Below are 19,055 nucleotides of genomic sequence, written 5' to 3'. Positions count from 1 at the left end.
AGTGGCCATCAGCCAAGCTCCTTGTCGATGAAGTCGAAGACGTCATCGGCACTCGCGTCCGCGAGCCGATCAACGACCGTGGTGACGGCGGGTCCATCGACGACTTCGGTCAATCTGCTCACCAGCGACTGCAGTCTGCTGGCGATGCGGGTGCGCGCGATCTCGTCCGGTGTGAGGGGTCCGGCCAGGGCTTCCAGCCGGTCCAGCGTGGCCAGCACCGGCTCCGCCTCGGAACCCGGTCCGCACAGTTCGTCACGCAGGTAGCTGGCCAGCGCCGCCGGGGTCGCGTGGTCGAACACGATGGTCGCCGGCAGCCGCAGGCCGGCGGCCGCGCCGAGCCGGTCGCGGAAGTCCACGGCGCTGACCGAGTCGAAGCCGAGGTCCTTGAAGTTGGTGCCAGGGGCGACGTCGGTGGCCTCGCCGTGGCCGAGGACCGTGGCTGCCTGCGCCCGTACCAGATCCGACAGGACCTGCAACTGGTCGCCGTCGTCGAGTCCGGCGAGCTGGGCAACGAGCGCGGCGGTCTCGGCCTGGCCGACCGGCTGCCCCGGTTCGGCGGTGGGCGGCAGCAGTCCGGCGACCAGCGGTCGGGGCCGGGCAAGCGTGTGGATCGGTCCGAACCTCGCCCAGTCGATGTCGGCCACCACCAGGGCGGCCTCCTCCCCGCCGGCTTCGACGAGCCGACCGGCGGCCAACCGTGGGTCGAGCTCACCGATGCCGAGCTGCCGCAGATGGGCGCTGGCCGTCCCGTCCACCATGCCGCCACCGGCCCAGGGCCCCCAGGCGATGGCGGTGGCCGGTCTGCCGGCAGCCCTGCGGCGTGCCGCGAACGCGTCGAGGAAGGCGTTCGCGGCGGCGTACCCGGGCTGCTGGGCGCTGCCCCAGATCGCCGCGCCGGAGGTGAACAGCACGAAGGCGTCCAGCGGCAGGTGCGCGGTCAGCTCGTCCAGATGTACCGCGCCGGAGATCTTCGCCGCTCCGGCGGCGGCGAAATCGGCGACGGTGAGCTGGGTGATCGGCCGCTGCCCGTGCAGCGTGCCGGCCGCGTGGACCACGGCGGTCAGCGGCGGTACGGCCGGCAGCCCGTCGAGCAGCCCCCGCAGTGCCTCCCGGTCGGTGACGTCGCAGGCCACGATGCTCACCTCGACGCCGAGTGAACGGATCTCGGCGGCCAGGTCCGCGGCACCGGCCGCCTCCGGTCCACGCCGACTGGTCAACACCAGGTGTTCGGCACCGTGGTCGGCGAGCCACCGTGCCACGTGCCGGCCGACGCCCCCGGTGCCACCGGTGACCAGGACGGTGCCGCGCGGTCGCCATTCGGCGGTGCCCGGGTCACGCCCGGCACGCACCATCCGACGGGCGAAGGTGGCGGCCGGCCGGATCGCGAGCTGATCCTCCGGGCCGCCAGCCCGCAGCACCGCCACGCACCGGGCGACCGCTTCCCGGTCGGGTTGGGCGGGCAGGTCGATCAGACCGCCCCAGGTGTCCGGCTGGTCGATCGCCAGCCCGGCACCCAGACCCCAGATCGCCGCCTGGTGCGGGTCGGCCGGGAGGTCGAACCGGTCCACCGCGACCGCCTGACGCGTGACACACCACAGGCGTGCCTCGATCCCGGCGTCGGTCAGTGCCTGGCAGAGCAGGACGGTTCCCCGGCTGCCACCGGTCAGGGTGGGGTGTGCCGGATCGGGGTCGCTGTGCGACGCGAGCAGGCTGAGCACGCCGTGCGGCGGGGCGTCCGCGGCGAGTGTGGTGAGCCGTGCGGCCAGGCTCTCCCGGTCACCGTCACCGACCTCGACGGTACGGACTCCGACGCCGTCGGTGGCGAGTTCGTCGACGAGCGCTTCGGACCTGGGATAGCCGACCGGTACGGCGACCAGCCAGTTCTCCTGACCCGATCCGGTCGGCTCGGGTCGGCCCGGCGGGTCTGCCACCGGCTGCCAGCGCACCCGGTAGCGCCAGGAGTCAACCGGTGCCGGCTGATCCCCGGTGCCGGCCGGTGCCGGCTGATCCCCGGTGGCGGCCGGCTGTGCTGCGGCCAACCCGGCCGGTGGCTCCGTCTGCGGCGTGTACGGTGCCGGCACCCACCAGAAACGTTGCCGTTCGAACGGATACGTCGGCAGTTCGACCGGCTCCGGCGTACCCCCCAGCACCGCCGACCAGTCCGGGGTGAATCCCCGCACGTGCAGTTCGGCCACGGCCCGCTGCAGGGTCTCCGGCTCGGGCCGGCCCCGGCGCAGCAGCGGCACCACCCGGACGTCAGGATCGGCGCCCAGGCAGCCGCGCATCGGACCGGTCAGCGCCGCGTCCGGCCCGATCTCGACGAAGGTGGTCGCGCCCAGGTCACGCAGCGCGGTCACGGCGTCGGCGAACCGCACCGGCTGACGGATCTGACCCGCCCAGTACTGCGCGGTCGCCAGCGGTGCCGACGCCGGCCGACCGGTGGCGGTGGACACGACCGGCAGCTGGGGCGCACGGAGGTCGAGAGTGGCCACGGCGGCCTGGAACTCGTCGAGCACCGGGTCCATCAGCGGCGAATGGAACGCGTGCGACACCCGTAGCCAGGTGACCTGCCGGCCGTCGGCGGCGAGCCGGTCGGTCACGGCGGTCACCGCCTCGCGTGGGCCGGACACGACCGCCGAGTCGGGGGTGTTCACTGCGGCGATCGCCGCCCCGCCGGTGAGCAGCGGGGTCACCTCGGATTCCGGCGCCTGGACCACCGCCATCGCGCCACCGGCAGGCAGCTTCTGCATCAGCGTTCCCCGGGTGACCACCAGCCGGCACGCGTCGTCGAGGGAGAAGACCCCGGCGGCGTACGCCGCGCTGATCTCGCCGACGGAGTGGCCGGCCAGCAACTGGGGTCGGATCCCCCAGGCGGCGAGCAGCCGGATCAGCGCCACCTCGATGGCGAACAGCCCGGCCTGGGCGTACACCGTCTGGTTGAGCACCTGCTCGTCGCCGCCGTCGACGACCTGACGCAGCGGCCGGGGCAGCTGGGTGTCCAGCCGGTCGCAAACGTCGTCCCACGCCTGCGCGAACGGCGGGTAGGCAGCGGCCAACTCGCGCCCCATCGCCAGCCGCTGCGCGCCCTGGCCCGTACAGACGAATGCGAGCTTGCCCGGCGCGGCGGACCCGCTGGCCACCGAGTTCGCCGTGGTCGCGCGGGCCACAGCGGTCAGCCCGTCGACCGCCGCCGCCCGGTCGGCGGCGAGCACCACCGCCCGGTGTGGCAGGGCGGCGCGACCGGTGGCGAGCGTGCCGCAGATGTCGGACAGCGCTTCGTCGCCGGCGACCACCGGCAGCAGCCGCCGGGCCTGGCTGCGCAGCGCGGCTGCGGTCCGGGCGGACAGGACCAGGGGCAGCAGCGGGCCGGCGGTGCTCGGCGGTGCCGCTGGTGACGCCGGCGGTGCTTCCTCGATGATCAGGTGGGCGTTGGTGCCGCCGAAGCCGAACGACGACACGCCTGCCCGACGCGGTTGGCCGTTCACCGGCCACTTGCGGGCCTCGGTGAGCAGTTCGACGTTGCCGGCCGACCAGTCCACCTGCGGGGTCGGGCGGTCGACGTGCAGGGTCCGCGGCAGCATCGAGTGCCGCATCGCCTGCACCATCTTGATGATCCCGGCCACCCCGGCGGCCGCCTGGGGATGCCCGAGGTTGGACTTGATGGAGCCGAGCCACAACGGTTGTTCGCGGTGCTGGCCGTAGGTGGCGAGCAGGGCCTGCGCCTCGATCGGGTCACCGAGCGTGGTGCCGGTGCCGTGGGCTTCGACCACGGCGACGTCGGACTCCCGCAGCCCGGCGTCACGCAGCGCCCGGCGGATCACCCGCTGCTGCGCGGGACCGTTCGGCGCGGACATGCCGTTGGAGGCCCCGTCGGAGTTGACCGCACTGCCACGCAGCACCGCCAGCACCGGGTGCCGGTTGCGCCGGGCGTCGGACAGCCGCTCCAGCAGCAGCAACCCGGCCCCTTCGGACCATGCCGCGCCGTCGGCCGCGGCGGCGAAGGACTTGCACCGCCCGTCCGGCGCGAGTGCCCGCTGCCGGCTGAAGTCGACGAACAGCTCCGGGGTGCCCATCACCGTGACACCGCCGGCGTACGCGAGGGTGCACTCGCCCCGGCGTAGCGACCACATCGCCTGGTGCACCGCGACCAGCGAGGACGAGCAGGCGGTGTCCACGGTGACCGCCGGTCCCTCCAACCCCAGGTTGTAGGCGATCTGACCGGACACGAGGCTGCCGGTGGGGCCGCCACCGGCGTAGTCGTGGTACATCACCCCGACGAAGACGCCGGTGGACGTGCCGGCGAGCGAGGTCGGGTCGACGCCGGCCCGCTCCGCCGTCTCCCAGGCCACCTCCAGCAGCAGCCGCCGCTGAGGGTCGGCCCGCATCGCTTCCCGGGGGCTGATGCCGAAGAACGCCGCGTCGAACTCGGCCGCGTCGTAGAGGAACCCGCCGTGGCGTACGTAGCTGCGACCCGGCTGACCCGGCTGCGGGTGGTACAGCTGCTCGACGTCCCAGCCCCGGTCCGTGGGGAACTCCCCGATCGCGTCCACCTCGTCGGCGACCAGCCGCCACAGGCCCTCAGGTGAACGCACCCCACCGGGAAAGCGGCAGCCCATCGCCACGATGGCGATCGGTTCCTGGTCACGTGCCTCGGCCGCGCGCAACTGCTGTCGGGTCTGCTGCAGCTCGCTGGTGGCGCGCCGCAGGTAGTCACGCAGCTCGTCGGCGGTCGCCATGGTCACTCACCCCCGTCCAGTCACGCCGAACTCGGTGTCGAGCGCGGCGAACAGCTCCTCGTCGCTGGCGGTACCCAGGTCCGGTGCCGCCGGCTGGCCGGCCGCCCCGCTGGCACGCCAACTGCGCAGCAGCGCCTCCAACCGGTCGGTGACCGCCTCCCGGTCGCCGACGGTCCCGCTGGCCGCCGTCAGCGTGGTCGCCAGCCGGTCGACCTCGTCCAGCAGTGGTTTCACCGGGTCCGTGGGCGTTTCCAGCTGCTGGGCCAGGTGCCGGGCGACGGCGACGGCGGTCGGCTGGTCGAAGACCAGTGACGCCGCCAGTGACAGCCCGGTCGCCGCCGCCAGGGCGTTGCGCAGTTCGACCGCGGCGAGCGAGTCGAAGCCCATGTCCTGGAAGGCGCGGTGCGGGTCCACCGCGTCCGGCCGATCGTGCCCGAGTGCGGTGGCGACGTGCCGGGTGACCAGAGCGAGCAGTTGCTCGTCGCGTTGCGCGGGCGGCAGGTGGTGCAGCCGGAGCGTCGGCCCGGACCCGGCAGCGGGAGCCGTGCTGCGACTGACCCGCCGGGACGGGCCGGCGACGCCGCGCAGCAGGGCCGGCAGGTCGTCGGCTGCCCGCTCGCGCAGCGCGACCGGATCGATCCGCAGCGGCGCCAGACAGGGCTCGGCACCACGCAGCGCGGCGTCGAACAGGGCGAGCGCCCGGTCCACCGGCAACGCGGGCACCCCGAGCCGGTCCAGCCGTTGGCGGGCCGGCTCGTCGAGGCCGCCCGCCATGCCGGCCGGACCCGCCCAGGCCCCCCAGGCCAACGCCAACGCGGGAAGGCCGGTGGCCCGCCGGTGGGCGGCGAGGGCGTCGAGGAAGACGTTGGCGGCGGCATAGCCGCTCTGCCCCGCCGGCAGGACCAGGCCGCCGGCGGAGGAGAACAGGACGAACGCGGCCAGCTCGCGGTCACGGGTCAGTTCGTGCAGGTGCCACGCGGCGTCTACCTTGGGGCGTAGGACCACGTCGACCTGGTCGGGTCGCTGGGTGACGATCAGCCCGCCGTCGGCGACTCCGGCGGCGTGCACCACCGCGCTCAGCGGGTGCGCGTCGGGAACACTGGCGAGCAGGGTGGCGAGCTCATCCCGATCGGCGATGTCACAGGCGACCAGCCGTACCTGCGCGCCGAGCGCGGTGAGGTCGGCCCGCAGCTGCTGGGCACCCGCAGCCGCAGGTCCGCGTCGGCTGGCCAGCAGCAACCGGCGTACCCCGTGTTCGGTGACCAGGTGCCGGGCCAGCAGGGCGCCGAGCCCTCCGGTACCTCCGGTGACCAGGACGGTGCCGGCGCCGAACGCCGGCTGGTGCCCGTGCCCGGTGGGCACTTCGACCCGGCGCAGGCGAGGTACCCACGCCACACCGGAGCGCAGCGCCACCTCGGGTTCGCCGGCGCTCGCCGCGGCGGCGACCTCCGCCACGGTCGTGGTGTCGTCGACGTCGACCAGGCAGAAGCGTCCGGGATGTTCGGCGGCGGCGGCCCTGACCAGGCCCCAGAGCGGGGCGGCCACCACGTCCAGGTCCGCGTCGGCGGCCACTTCAACTGCGGCCGCTTCGACCGTAGCCGCTCGACGGGTCACGACCGCGAGCCGGCAGCCGGCGAACCGCTCGTCGGCGAGCCAGGCGCGCAGGTCGGTGAGCACCTGGTGGATCAGCTCGCGGACAGCGGCTGGCACGTCGGGCACCGCCGGCAGATCGGCGTAGCGCAGCACGACCTGTGGTACCGGCCGACCGTCGTCGAGCGCGGCCGACAACGCCGCCAGGTCGGTGACGTGCGCTGCGGTACCGGACGGGTCGACCGGTCCGGTCGCGGGTCCGCCGACGGTCACGGCGGTCGGTGCGGTCGCGGCGGCGAGCGTGAGCCGGTCCCAGCCGATGCGGTACAGGGCCCCGGTCGTGGAGTCCACCTCGGCGGTGTCGACCGACATTGGCCGGGCGAGCAGCGAGCCGACGGTGAGCACCGGTTCACCGTCGGCGCCGGTGAGCGTGACGGACAGCGAACCGTCGGCCAGGTGCCGTACCCGGGCCTGCGCCGCGCCCGCCCCCGCCGTGTGCAACGCGACGTTGGTCCAGGCGAACGGCAGCCAGGCGTGGCCGTCGCCGGGCGCACCCCGCTCGCCGGCTATCGCCGCGTGCAGGGCGCTGTCGAGCAGGGCGGGGTGGATCCCGAACCGGGTCGCGTCGGTGTGCTCGTGTTCAGGCACGGCGACCTCGGCGAACACCTCGTCGTCACGACGCCACGCGGCGCGTGTCGCGCGGAACGCCGGCCCGTACTCGTAGCCGAGGTCGGCGAGTTCGTCGTACAGCCCGTCGACGGGCACGGTGCTGGCGCCGGCCGGCGGCCACGGAGTCCGCGGCCCGGTCGCGGCCAGGTCGGCGGCGCCGAGCAGGCCGCTGGCGTGGCGCTGCCACGGCTGGTCGGCCGTGTCGGTACGGGAGTACACCGCGACGGGGCGCCGGCCGGACTCGTCGGGGGCCCGGACGACGACGTGGACAGCGACCGTGCCGTGCTCGGGCAGCACCAGCGGGTGTTCGCAGATCAGCTCGTCGATTCCGCTGGTTCCCGCCTGGTCACCGGCCCGGATGGCGAGCTCGACGAAGGCGGTGCCGGGAACCAGGACCCGACCGTGCACCACGTGGTCGGCCAGCCAGGGTTGCGCGTCGACGCTGAGGCGGCCGGTGAGATGGATCTCGCCGGAGTCGGGGGATTCGACGAGTGCCCCAATCATGGGATGTCCGGCGCCGGTGAGGCCGGCCGCGGCGAGGGTGTCGGTCAGCGGGAGCCGCCAGAAGCGTTCATGTTGGAACTCGCGGGTGGGCACCGCCGCGGTGTCGGCGGGGCTGTCGGGCGCCTGTTCCAGGATCACGTGGGCGTTGGTGCCGCTGAAGCCGAACGACGACACCCCGGCCCGGCGCGGCCCATCCCCGTCCGGCCACGGCCGCGCCCGGGTCAACAGCCGCACCCCACCCGCCGACCAGTCCACATGCGTCGACGGCTCCGACACATGCAACGACCGCGGCAACACCCCCGCCCGCAACGCCATCACCATCTTGATCACACCACCGACACCCGCCGCCGCCTGCGCATGACCGATGTTCGACTTCAACGACCCCAACCACAACGGACGATCCACATCCCGACCCTGCCCGTACGTCGCCAGCAGCGCCTGCGCCTCGATCGGATCCCCCAACCGGGTGCCGGTACCGTGCGCCTCCACCACATCGACGTCCGCCGTCGACAACCCGGCCGCCGTCAACGCCTGCCGGATCACCCGCTGCTGCGCCGGACCGTTCGGCGCGGACATCGCGCTGCTGGCACCGTCCGAACCGGTCGCGCTGCCACGCACCAACGCGAGGATCCGTCGACCGTTACGCTGGGCGTCGCAGAGCCGTTCGACGGCGAGGACGCCGACGCCCTCGGCCCAGCCGGTGCCGTCGGCGTCATCCGAGAACGGTTTGCACCGCCCGTCCGGCGCCAGACCACGCTGCCGACTGAAGTCGACGAAGACCTCCGGGGTGGACATCACCGTCACCCCGCCGGCCAGGGCCAGCGCACACTCACCCGACCGCAACGCGTTGACCGCCAGATGCAACGCCACCAACGACGACGAACACGCCGTGTCCACCGACACCGCCGGCCCCTCCAGACCCAGGTGGTACGCCACCCGACCGGGGACCGCGCTGCCCAGTCCGCTGCTTTCGGGGTAGTCGTGGTGCATCACCCCGGCGTAGACACCGGTACGGCTACCCGCCAACGACGCCGGCTCCACCCCCGCCCGAAGCAACGCCTCCCACGACACCTCAAGAAACAACCGCTGCTGCGGATCCATCTCCCGCGCCTCACGCGGACCCACCCCGAAAAACCCCGCGTCGAACCCCGCCGCGTCGTACAGGAACCCACCACGACGCACATACGACCGCCCCACCCGACCCGGCCGAGGATCGAACAACGCCTCCGTGTCCCACCCCCGATCCACCGGAAACTCACCAGTCGCATCCCCCTCACCCACCACCAGATCCCACAACCCCTCCGGCGACACCACCCCACCGGGGAACCGGCACGCCATCCCCACGATCGCGATCGGTTCCCGGTCCCGCTGCTCGGCCGCGTCCAGCCGCCGACGCGTCTCCTTCAGTTCGGCGGTGGCGCGGCGCAGGTAGTCGAGCAGCCGCGACTCATCGACGGCCATCGCCTTCTCCCTTCGCCCGTACCCCGGCGATCTCCTCGACGTCGGGCACGATGTCGCGCGGGCTGGGCGTGGCGAGCATCTCCTTGCGCAACTGCGTCGCGGCGTCGGTGAACGACGGTTCGTCGAGCACCCTGGCGAGCTGGGCGACGAGAGTGCCGGGCTCGGCGACCAGCGCCGCGCCCCGGGCCGCCATCTCGCGCATGATGCCGGCCTCGCCCCAGATGTTCCCGGGCATTCCGACCTGCGGTACGCCGTGCACGACAGCGGCGTTGACCGTACCCATGCCACCGAGATGAACCACCGCCGCACAGGTCGGCAGCAACGCGTTGAGCGGGACGTAGTCGAACAGCCGTACGTTGTCCGGGATCGGCGTGCCCGGTGGGATCTGGCTGGCGTTGAGGGTGGCGATCACCTCGACATCGAGGTCCGCGATCGCGGAGAGCAGACCAGCGGCACCGCTGTCATCGGATCCGGCCGGGCCGAGTGCGCGGCGGGTCTGGCCCAGCGTGAGGCACACCCGCCGCCGCTTGGGCTTGCGGCGCAACCAGGCGGGGATCACGCTCGGCCCGCTGTAGGGAACGTGCCGCACGGGCCGGTAGTCGACGTCGGCGCGCACCCGCAGGCAGGTGGGAATCGGCTCCAGAGTGGCCCGGCCGACCACCATCTCCTCGTCGAACTCGCGGCCGTAGCGGGCCAGCTTGCCGCCGAGGTAGTCGGCCAGCGGGTCGTCGGCGGCCGCCGCCGGGTCGTCCCGAACCAGGTCGAGGAAGATCGCCCGCATTCGGGCCCAGTGGTCGGGCGCGGGGATGATGCGTACGTGCGGCAGGTCCGCCGCCCGGGCCATCACCGGCGCGGCGTAGTTGTGGGCGTCCCACAACACCAGGTCCGGCCGCCAGACCCGGGCGAAGTCCACCAGGTCGGACAGCATCGAGTCGCCCGCCATGTACTCACAGACCACCGAGGTGTACGCCCGGAACACCTCCCGCACGTACGGCAGGGTGAGCGTGGCCGGGTCGGTCTCGGTGATGTCGACGCCGAGCCCGTACGGGGTGTCCGAGGTGTCCAGATTGCCACGGGCGGTCGGCAACTCCTCGCCCACCGCCACCGCGGTCAGACCGGTCCGCTTGGTCTCCTCGACAAGATTGGGCTGGGTGGCGACGCAGACCTCGTGGCCCGCCGCACGCAGCGCCCAGGCGGTCGGCACGAGGTTGTACAGGTGCGAGTTGACGGCGGAGGTGGTCACCAGGACGCGCATTGCCTTCTCCTGTTGCGTTCGATGGAGCGGACGGTCAGGCGGCCGCGTACACGGTGCGGTACCAGTCGACCGTCTGGTCCAGCCCTTCCCGCAGCGACCTCGGAGCGAAGTCGATGATCTCGTTGAGCTTGGTGACGTCGAGGGTGCGGCTGGGCCGGCCACCGGAGCGGCTCAGGTCGGTACGGATCCGCTCCGGCCGGCCGAGCGCGGCGCAGATCGTCCGGGCGAGTTCGAGCACCGAGACCGTCTCGGTCGTGCCGATGTTCATCGTGTGGTACTTGTTCACCTCGACCATGCCGAGGATCGCCCGGACCAGGTCGGCGGCGTACATGTAGGTCCTGGTCTGGCTACCGTCGCCCCAGATCTCGATCTCCTGACCGGCGAGGACCTTGGCGAACATGCTGGGCACCACCCGGTCGGTGTCCGGCTCGAAGTTGTCCCGCGGGCCGTACACGCTGGTGAGCCGGGGCAGGAAAATGTTCATTCCGTACTCCGCCCGGTACGCCTCGGCGAGCATCTCGGCGTAGTTCTTGGACAGGTAGTAGCCGTCGCGGGAGTAGTTCATCCGCTGCCGGAAGTCGTCCTCCTCAGGAATCGGGTCCCTCGTCGGCGACAGGTAGATGTCGCTGGAGCTGATCAGCACGACATCGGCGACGGTGTGCCGGCGTGCGCAGTTGAGCACGTTGGACACCGAGCGCATGTTGGCGTCGAGGATGTGCGCGGGCCGGTCCAGGCGGACGTCCATCGGCCCGGACACCACCGCGCAGTGGACGACCGCGTCGACCGGCCCGGACAGCCCGGCGAACAGCTCCGCCAGTTGCGCCTCATCGTGCAGGTCGAGTCGCACCGGCCGGACATCGGCCGGCAGTTGGCGCAGCACCCGCCGGTTGTCCCGCCGGTACGGCAGGGTAACGGTGGCGCCGGCGGCGACGAGTTCCTCCGCGAAGTGCGAGCCGATCAGGCCGAGCCCACCGGTGACGACGACGTTCTTGCCTGCCCAGTAGTTCCTTGCCACGGTAATCCTCTCCGTCGATCCGGCCGGTGCCGGGCGGTCAGCCGTTCCAGCTCCGGCACGATGTCGTGCGGGCTGGGGGTGGCCCGCAGGTCGTCGCGGAGCCGGCCGGCGTTGCGGGTGAAGGTCACGTCGGTGAGTAGCCGGTCGACCCGGTTACGCAGCGCGTCGACCGAGAGCTTGCTTTTCAACCCGTCACCGGCGAGCCGGTAGGGGTCCACGTACAGGCCGGCGCCCTGGGTTTCCAGGTGCTCGCCGAACCCCATCTCGTCCCAGTAGCGGCCCGGCACGATGAGGTTTCGTACGCCGTGCACCAGGGCGTTGCCCAGGGTGCCGAATCCTCCGTGGTGGATGATGACCGAGCAGGTCGGCAGCAGTTCGTTCAACGGGACGAAGTCGACCACCCGCACGTTGTCCGGCAGGGTGCCGACCGAGTCCAGCTGGGCGGTGTCCAACGTGGCGATCAGCTCGACGTCGAGGCTCGCGACCGCCTCGATCAACTCGTCGATGGCGAACAGATCACCGCCCAGGCTCTCCCGGGCGGTCATGCCGAGGGTCAGGCAAACCCGGGGCCGTCGCGGCGGCTCGTACACCCACGACGGGGCCGTGGTCGGACCGTTGTACGGCACGTAGCGCACCGGCAGATAGGGCAGGTCGACCGGGAACCGCATCCACGACGGCGTCGGATCGATCGTCCACTGGCCGGTCATCAGCTCACCGGCGGTACCCGGCTCAAGTTCGCAGCCGAACCGGGACAGCCGGCTGACCAGCCAGTCGCCGACCAGGTCGTCCCGGCGTTCCGGCGGCTGCTGGGCGAGCAGCTCGGCGTAGCGCAGATACATCCGGCCGATGTGGTCCAGGCCGAAGAGCATCCGGGCGTGTGCCGCGCCGCACGCCTGGGCCGCGATCGGGCCGACGTAGCTGAGCGCGTCCCAGATCACCAGGTCTGGCTGCCAGTGGCGGGCGAAGTCGACCAGCCCGTCGAGCATCGACCGGTTCCCGGTGAGGTGTTCATAGTGCAGGGAGCAGCCGACGGTGAAGGCACCGAGGACGTACTCCCAGGTGAGCTGGTCGGCCCGGGTCTCGGTCATGCCCGCGTTGATGCTCTGCCAGGTACCGGCGCTGGTGACGTGGTCGCCGCGGGCGGCCGCCTCGGCCGGCTCGACCTCGACGGTCTCGTCGCCCACCGCCGCCACCGGCAACCCGGTACGGGCGGCGGCGTCCAGGATCTCCGGCTGGGTCGCGACGCACACCTCATGGCCGGCCGCCCGCAACGCCCACGCCAGCGGCACCATGTTGTAGAAGTGCGTCTTCGCCCCATAGACCGCGAACATCACGCGCATCGAGGTCCCCAGCCGGTACGGTGGTCGATCGTGGAGGTCGGTCGTCGGTCTAGCTGCCGGCGCCGACCGGGGCGTCCCAGTCGATCCGGTGCCCGTACAGCCAGCTCATGTGTTCCAGGTCCTTCTCCGCGGCCTTCTGGTTGAACGCGATCGGCAGGAACAGGTCCCGGAAGACCCGCCCGACGCGTCCGTTGACCGCGATGGACCGGCTCGCCTCCCGACCGAACTCCACGACCTTCTCCACCCGGGGCCGGCGAATCTGCTCGTAGCGCGCGAGCGCGTCGGCGATGTTCGGCACGTCGCGCAGGCACCGGCCGAGCTCGACCGCGTCCTCGATCGCCATCGACACGCCCTGTCCGCCGGACGGCGACACCGCGTGGCAGGCGTCCCCGATGATCACCATCCGCTCGTTGCGCCAGGTCGGCACGGTCGGCAGGTCGTAGATCGGCCGGGGCGGGGTGATCTCCTCGGTGGCGTTGATGATGTCGATCGCGGCGCTGTCGTCGCCGGCGAACATGTCGAGCAGCTGGGCACGCCACTGCTGCGGGGCGATCGCCGACAGCGTCTCCTTGCTGGGCTCCTCCGGCCAGGTCGGCGCGGCGTACCACCAGATGTCGCCGTTGGTGTCGTGGATGTAGCAGAAAAAGCTGCGCTTGCCGAGGTACATGAACTCGGTGCCCGGTTCGCCGGGAACGTCGACGCCTCGGGCGTACCCGCTGGTGGTGACCATGCCGCCGAACCGCAGCGGCACGTCGCCGCCGTTGATCAGGCGGCGGACCACCGAGTTCGCGCCGTCCGCGCCGATCAGCAGGTCGCCCCGGGCCTCACTGCCGTCGGAGAAGTACGCGACGACACCGTCGGCGGTGACCTTGGCATCGGTCAGTCGCCTGCCGAACTCGATCTGGATTCCGCGCCCGATCGCCTCGTCGCGGAGCGCGTTGTACAGATCGGACCGGGTGATGGCCCGGGCCACGGTGCCGTCGGGCAGTGGGTTGCCGTTGCGCACCTCGGCCAGCACGCGGCCGCTTCCCAGGTGGTAGCGGTACATGGGGATGTCGAACCCGGCGGCGAGGTGGTCGACTCCAAGTTGCAGCAGAGCGTGGTACCCGTTGACGGCGAGCACGAGGTTCGCCCCGATGCCGTCGGCGGTCCGGTCGTACGCCTCGTAAACGACCGGTTTGATACCGGCCTTCGCCAGCGCGATCGCGCTGATCGGTCCTGCCACACCGCCGCCGATGATCAGTGCAGTGGTCATCACGGTCTCCGTCCTGCGGTTCGGTGGACAGCCAGGACGCTGTCCGTGCAGCGGCTCGGTAAGACGAGGAAGCTGCGTCGTCAGTGTGTCGACCACCGGACGACGACACAGCCCCTAGCCGCCCCGGTCACCGGAGCGACCCGTAAGGGGTTGACGGTAGGGGTGTGCGGCGACGTAGACAGATGTCGCCTTGATGGTTGCTGTCCACGACAGCGCCGGCGGATTCGGCGACGGTGATGCTCGCGCAAGCCCGACGACAGAGGTGTGGGATGGACTACGTAAGGCTCGGCCGGACGGCGTTGTCGGTGAGCCCGTTGTGCCTCGGCACACTCAACTTCGGTGTCCGCACCAGCGTCGACGAGGCGTACGACCTCATGGACGCGGCGCTGAGTCAGGGAATCAACTTCTTCGACACCGCGAACCACTACGGCTGGCAGGTACACCGAGGACTGACCGAGGAGATCATCGGCGACTGGTTCGCCAAGGGCGGCGGGCGGCGCGAGAAGGTGGTGCTCGGCAGCAAGGTGTGCAACTCGATGAGCGACTGGCCCAATGATCGCGGCCTGTCGATGCGCCACATCATCGCGGCCTGCGACGACTCGCTACGGCGCCTGAGGACCGACTGGATCGACGTGTACCAGATGCACCACGCCGATCCTCACGCCTCCTGGGAGGAGGTGTGGCAGGCGATGGAGCTGCTCGTCCAGCAGGGCAAGATCCGCTACGTCGGCTCGTCGAACTTCACCGGCTGGAGCCTGGCCGCCGGGCAGGAACGTGCCCGGGCCCGGAACAACCTCGGCCTGGTGTCCGAGCAGTGCCTGTACAACCTGGTGAATCGGCAACCCGAGCTGGAGATCGTGCCAGCCGCCCAGGCGTACCAGATCGGAGTGCTGGCCTGTTCCCCGCTGCACGGCGGGTTGCTCGGCGGCGGGCTGCGCAAGCTCGCCGACGGCACCGCGGTCAAGACCGCACAGGGCCGGGCGATGGTCGCGATTGAAACACGGCGGGCGGACATCGCCGCGTACGAAAGTCTCTGTGCACGAGCCGGATTCGACCCGGCGGAGCTGGCCCAGGCGTGGTTGCTGCACCGGCCCGGAGTCACCGCGGTGGTCACCGGGCCACGCACGATGGCCCATCTGGACGCGGCCATCCATGCGCTGAAACTCGAACTCGACAACGACCTGCTCGCCGAGCTGGACCAGATCTTCCCGCCGATGGTCAGTCAGATCCCCCAGGCGTGGTGACCGTTGTGACCAGACACCAGATCGACCCCCGGAAGGTCAGCGAGAGCGATCTCGCCCGCCACCTGCTCGCCGCCCGTGGCATCCAGTGGATGCGCGGCAACCGCGGCGACCCGTACGCGTTGATCCTGCGCGCCCAGGGAATCGACCCGCGCCGACTGTTCCCGGCGTTGCGCGGCGCCCCGGCGCTACGCCAGAGCGAGACAGACGTCTGGGTCACCGTGGACCACGCCGCCGGCGCGGCGGTCCTGGCCGACCCGCGGCTGAAGCTACGCGACCGGTCGGCCGACCGGCGCCGCAAGCGGATCTTCTCGATCGACTCGCGCACCAGCCTCAAGCATGTGCTCTCGGTCGACGACGGCGTCTGCAGCCCGGAACGCGCCGACCAGGACCGGCTGGCCGCCCTCACCGCCGCAGCGATCGGGCCGCAGGCCATGCAGCGGCGACGTGACGACGTGACCCGGGTGTTCCGTGACGCGGTCAAGCGGTCCGGCGATCGGTTCGACCTGATGCGCGACTTCGCCCGGGTGGCGGTCGCCGACGTCCTCAGTGACCTGCTCGGCGTGCCCGAGGCGCAGCGGGACCGGTTCGCCGCCACGCTACCCGGTGCCGGGTTCGCGTTGGACGCCGCGCTGTGTCCACCGACGATGGGCATGACCCGCACGCTGGTCGAGTCGTTCGACGAGCTGCGGGACCTGATCGTCGCGCTGGTGGAGGCCCGCAGCACCGCCGGGTCCGGCGGCGGTGTCCCGGACGGTACGGCCGACGGCGACGTGATCGGTACGGTGCTGACCGCCGGCGGTACGCCCGACGACGCGGTGGCCGCCGGACTGATCACCGCCGTCGTGGGTGCGGAGATCACCGCGAACCTCATCGGCGCGGCGACGTGCGCCCTGCTCGACGATCCGGGGCAGTGGCGGATGCTGTGTGACGACCACGACCGGGCCGTCGCCGCCGTCGAGGAAACGCTGCGCCACGACCCGCCGGTACGGATCGAGAGCCGGATCGCGGCCGAGGCCGTCGAGATCGCCGGGCAGTCCGTGCCGGCTGGTGACCAGGTCGTCGTCCTGGTCGATGGCGCCAACCGCGACCCCGACGTCTTCACCGAACCCGACCGGTTCGCCATCGACCGGCCGCCGTCCTCGTCGGGCCATCTGTCCCTTTCGGCGGGCACCAGCAGCGCGCTCGTCGCCGCACCCGCGCGGCTACTCGCCGAGGTGGCGTTGCGCACCCTCGCCACCCACGCTGCCGGGCTCCGCCCGGCGGGCGAGGTCGTGCGTCGTATGAGGTCTCCGGTCGTGCGCGGCATCGCGCGCTGCCCGGTTGAGGTCTGACCAGACAAGCAAAGGTGGGTGGAGCGCCCTATGTCCACGTTGGTGTGGGACTACCTGGCGGAGTACGAGAACGAGCGCGAGGACATCCTCGACGCGGTCGACCAGGTGTTCCGATCGGGCAAACTCGTCCTCGGCAAGAGCGTGCTCGGTTTCGAATCGGAGTTCGCCGCTTATCACGGGGCGGCGCACTGCGTCGGGGTCGACAACGGCACCAATGCCCTCAAGCTCGGGTTGCAGGCGCTCGGCGTCGGTCCCGGCGACGAGGTGATCACGGTGTCCAACACGGCCGCCCCGACGGTGGTGGCGATCGACGGCACCGGGGCCACCCCGGTCTTCGTCGATGTCCGTCGCGAGGACTACCTGATGAACGTCGAACAGGTGGCCGCCGCCATCACGCCGCGGACCAAGTGTCTGCTGCCGGTCCACCTGTACGGCCAGTGTGTCGACATGGCGCCGCTGGAGGATCTGGCGGCCCGCCACGGGTTGGCGATCCTGGAGGACTGCGCCCAGTCGCACGGTGCCCGGCACCATGGCCGGCTCGCCGGCAGCATGGGCAACGCGGCGGCGTTCTCCTTCTACCCGACCAAGGTGCTCGGCGCGTACGGCGACGGCGGTGCCACGATCACCTCCGACGACGAGGTGATGGGCAACCTGCGGCGGCTGCGCTACTACGGCATGCGGGAGCGCTACTACGTCGTGCAGGTCCCCGGCCACAACAGTCGCCTCGACGAGGTGCAGGCCGAGATCCTGCGGCGCAAGCTGAGCCGTCTCGACGACTACATCGCCCGGCGGCGGGCGGTCGCCCGCCGGTACGCCGAAGGGCTCGCCGACACCGACCTGGTGCTGCCGTCGTTGGCACAGGGCAACGACCACGTCTACTACGTGTACGTGGTCCGGCATCCGCGGCGCGACCAGATCATCGAGGCGCTCAAGGCGTACGACATCCACCTCAACATCAGCTACCCGTGGCCGGTGCACACGATGACCGGCTTCGCCCACCTCGGCTACCAGACCGGCTCGTTGCCGGTCACCGAGGAGCTGGCACACCAGATCTTCTCACTGCCGATGTACGCCTCACTGTCCCTGGACATCCAGGACAAGGTGATCGACGCGCTGCGCGAGGTCCTGCGCACGCTCTGATCCGCGGCCTGGTTCCCGGTTGGAGGAGCAGCCCATGACCGTCCCCCGAACGTATCCTGTCGACCTGCGCGGTCGGGACAACCCCGCGACACCCGCGCAGATCGCCGAGTCGGTGCTTTCCAGAGTAAGCCCGTTCGGACAGCTGGAAGGCTTCTTCACCTGGTTCTCGGCGCTGAGTGAGCACTCCTACACCGACGTCGAGCGGATCCCCCTGGACGAGATGCAGGGCTGGCACACCGACCCGGACAGTGGGGACATCGCCCACCGCAGTGGCAAGTTCTACACCATCCGCGGGCTCGACATCCAGGTGCCGGACGGGCCTGTGCCACAGTGGAGTCAGCCGATCATCCACCAGCCGGAGGTCGGCATTCTCGGCATCCTGGTCAAGAAGTTCGGGGGGGTGCTGCACTGCCTGATGCAGGCGAAGGTGGAACCGGGCAACTGCAACGGCCTGCAGCTCTCCCCCACCGTCCAGGCGACCCGGAGCAACTACACCGCCGTCCACCAGGGCCGGGCCGTGCCCTACCTGGACTATTTCCGTGAGCCGGCACGGCACCACATCCTGGCGGACGTACGGCAGTCCGAACAGGGCTCCTGGTTCTACCACAAGCGCAACCGCAACATGGTCATCGAGGTGACCGAGGACGTCGAACTGCTTCCCGGGTTCTGCTGGCTGACCCTGGGGCAGATCCACGAACTGCTCGCCGTGGACGACGTCATCAACATGGACGCCCGCACGGTACTGGCCTGTCTGCCGTTCTCCGGCAGCGGCCTGCTGACCGCCTTCCCCGACACGGCCGACAACTTCCGCGCGGCGCTGGTCCGCTCGTGCAGCGTCGAACACGGCGGCCGGCACACCACCAGCGAGATCCTCAACTGGCTGACCGATGTCCGGACCAGGGCCGAGGTGTGGACCACCGACGTACCACTGCGCGGGCTGCCGGGCTGGTGCCGCCAGGACGGCCTGATCAGCCACGAGAGCGGACGGTTCTTCGAGGTCATCGGAGTGCACGTTCGCGCCAGGGGGCGGGAGGTGGACCAGTGGAGCCAGCCGATGATCAGGCCGTGCGAGGAGGGGATCGCCGCGTTCCTGGTCGCCCGCGTCGACGGGGTACTGCACGCCCTGGTCAGGGCGATGGTCCAGCCCGGCTACAAGGACGTGGCCGAGTTGGCTCCGACGGTACAGTGCGCCCCCGGCAACTACCGGGACCTTCCGGCGGCCGCCCGGCCACGGTTTCTCGACGTCGTGCTCGACGCCCGCCCGGAGCAGGTGCGCTACGACGTCACGCTCTCCGAGGAGGGCGGCCGGTTCTACCACGCCCGCAACCGCTATCTGGTCGTGGAGGTACCGGCCGATCGGCAGTTCGACGAACCCAACTTCCGGTGGATGCCGCTGCACCAGCTCGTCGACCTGCTCCAACACAGCCACTACGTCAACGTCGAGGCACGCAGTCTGATCGCTTGTCTGCACAGCCTGTCCGGCGGATGAGCCGGGTTCCCCCAACCACGATCACG

At 71.3% G+C, this 19,055-nt stretch carries 10 protein-coding genes; 4 read left to right on the top strand and 6 right to left on the bottom strand.

Features of this window, described 5'->3' with window-relative positions; genetic code table 11:
- Positions 1–8: 8 nt before the first annotated feature.
- From O7621_RS13575 to O7621_RS13550, 6 genes are read right to left on the bottom strand one after another with little or no spacing between them, the layout of a single operon-like run.
- Positions 9–4,736, bottom strand: a complete 4,728-nt coding sequence (locus O7621_RS13575; RefSeq protein WP_282234287.1) for a type I polyketide synthase — start codon at positions 4,734–4,736, stop codon at positions 9–11.
- 6 nt (positions 4,737–4,742) lie between these two features.
- Complete coding sequence (locus tag O7621_RS13570) at positions 4,743–8,960, bottom strand: SDR family NAD(P)-dependent oxidoreductase (protein WP_282234286.1); 4,218 nt, start codon at positions 8,958–8,960, stop codon at positions 4,743–4,745.
- Positions 8,947–10,215 carry an activator-dependent family glycosyltransferase gene (locus tag O7621_RS13565; RefSeq protein WP_282234285.1) on the bottom strand — a complete coding sequence of 423 codons (1,269 nt, stop codon included), beginning with the start codon at positions 10,213–10,215 and terminating at the stop codon, positions 8,947–8,949. The genes O7621_RS13570 and O7621_RS13565 overlap by 14 nt, the downstream gene beginning before the upstream one ends.
- Before the next feature lie 34 nt (positions 10,216–10,249).
- The gene (locus O7621_RS13560) at positions 10,250–11,230 is read right to left on the bottom strand and encodes an SDR family NAD(P)-dependent oxidoreductase (RefSeq protein ID WP_282234284.1); all 981 of its coding nucleotides are present in this window, start codon (positions 11,228–11,230) and stop codon (positions 10,250–10,252) included.
- Entirely contained in the window at positions 11,173–12,561 is a 1,389-nt protein-coding gene (locus O7621_RS13555; protein ID WP_282234283.1) for an activator-dependent family glycosyltransferase, read from the bottom strand. The genes O7621_RS13560 and O7621_RS13555 overlap by 58 nt, the downstream gene beginning before the upstream one ends.
- A gap of 58 nt (positions 12,562–12,619) precedes the next feature.
- The gene (locus tag O7621_RS13550; RefSeq protein ID WP_282234282.1) at positions 12,620–13,825 is read right to left on the bottom strand and encodes an NAD(P)/FAD-dependent oxidoreductase; all 1,206 of its coding nucleotides are present in this window, start codon (positions 13,823–13,825) and stop codon (positions 12,620–12,622) included.
- Positions 13,826–14,094: 269 nt separating this feature from the next.
- On the opposite strand from O7621_RS13550, the gene O7621_RS13545 reads away from it, so the two are divergent.
- From O7621_RS13545 to O7621_RS13530, 4 genes are read left to right on the top strand one after another with little or no spacing between them, the layout of a single operon-like run.
- The gene (locus O7621_RS13545; protein WP_282234281.1) at positions 14,095–15,069 is read left to right on the top strand and encodes an aldo/keto reductase; all 975 of its coding nucleotides are present in this window, start codon (positions 14,095–14,097) and stop codon (positions 15,067–15,069) included.
- Positions 15,070–15,074: 5 nt separating this feature from the next.
- A complete protein-coding gene (locus O7621_RS13540) occupies positions 15,075–16,400 on the top strand; it encodes a P450-derived glycosyltransferase activator (protein ID WP_282234280.1) in 1,326 nt (441 codons plus the stop codon).
- Between the two features lie 30 nt (positions 16,401–16,430).
- Entirely contained in the window at positions 16,431–17,540 is a 1,110-nt protein-coding gene (locus O7621_RS13535; protein ID WP_282234279.1) for a DegT/DnrJ/EryC1/StrS family aminotransferase, read from the top strand.
- Between the two features lie 34 nt (positions 17,541–17,574).
- Positions 17,575–19,029, top strand: a complete 1,455-nt coding sequence (locus O7621_RS13530; RefSeq protein ID WP_282234278.1) for an NDP-hexose 2,3-dehydratase family protein — start codon at positions 17,575–17,577, stop codon at positions 19,027–19,029.
- Positions 19,030–19,055: the final 26 nt, after the last annotated feature.

The sequence above is a fragment of the Solwaraspora sp. WMMD937 genome (assembly GCF_029581175.1).
Lineage (GTDB): Bacteria > Actinomycetota > Actinomycetes > Mycobacteriales > Micromonosporaceae > Micromonospora_E.
The sequence above is the reverse complement of the archived record's forward strand: the minus strand, read 5'-3'. Positions and strand labels throughout refer to the sequence as shown.

Coding starts and splice junctions, on each gene's coding strand:
- O7621_RS13575 (WP_282234287.1), bottom strand. CDS start 4,736: ATGGCGACCGCCGACGAGCTGCGTGACTACCTGCGGCGCGCCACCAGC.
- O7621_RS13570 (WP_282234286.1), bottom strand. CDS start 8,960: ATGGCCGTCGATGAGTCGCGGCTGCTCGACTACCTGCGCCGCGCCACC.
- O7621_RS13565 (WP_282234285.1), bottom strand. CDS start 10,215: ATGCGCGTCCTGGTGACCACCTCCGCCGTCAACTCGCACCTGTACAAC.
- O7621_RS13555 (WP_282234283.1), bottom strand. CDS start 12,561: ATGTTCGCGGTCTATGGGGCGAAGACGCACTTCTACAACATGGTGCCG.
- O7621_RS13550 (WP_282234282.1), bottom strand. CDS start 13,825: ATGACCACTGCACTGATCATCGGCGGCGGTGTGGCAGGACCGATCAGC.
- O7621_RS13545 (WP_282234281.1), top strand. CDS start 14,095: ATGGACTACGTAAGGCTCGGCCGGACGGCGTTGTCGGTGAGCCCGTTG.
- O7621_RS13535 (WP_282234279.1), top strand. CDS start 16,431: ATGTCCACGTTGGTGTGGGACTACCTGGCGGAGTACGAGAACGAGCGC.
- O7621_RS13530 (WP_282234278.1), top strand. CDS start 17,575: ATGACCGTCCCCCGAACGTATCCTGTCGACCTGCGCGGTCGGGACAAC.